Origin of the sequence: Streptococcus infantis (assembly GCF_018499575.1) — a bacterium.
Taxonomy (GTDB): domain Bacteria; phylum Bacillota; class Bacilli; order Lactobacillales; family Streptococcaceae; genus Streptococcus; species Streptococcus infantis_K.
Genome location: NZ_JAHDAP010000006.1, coordinates 1 through 362, shown reverse-complemented (window position 1 = coordinate 362; position 362 = coordinate 1). Strand labels below are relative to the sequence as shown.

General features: G+C 43.1%; 1 protein-coding gene. It reads right to left on the bottom strand.

Translation table 11 applies throughout. From position 1 onward, the window contains the following. Positions 1-362, bottom strand: a 362-nt coding sequence (locus KJR31_RS08510) for a hypothetical protein (RefSeq protein ID WP_214262928.1), incomplete at both ends; no start/stop codon positions are given.

Below are 362 nucleotides of genomic sequence, written 5' to 3'. Positions count from 1 at the left end.
GTTACTGGGGTACCGTTCTTATCTACACGTTTAACAGTCACGCCTGTTCCTGTTCCTGTGAATGATTTTTCTGGTACGAATGTAACTGTTCCGTCTGGTGCTACTGTGTATGTTCCTTCACCTGGGATAGTCTTAGTTGTTGAACCATCTTCGAATGTTGCTGGAACATCATCATCCATTGGTACGTTTGAGTTACCTGGTGTGAATGTTGGTTTACCTGATTGTGTTTGACCTTGTTTATCAGTTGAAGTAACATCTTCAGCTGTTGGTGTTACTGGAGTTACTGTTGGTGTGTACTTAGCTGTTACTGGGGTACCGTTCTTATCTACACGTTTAACAGTCACGCCTGTTCCTGTTCCTGT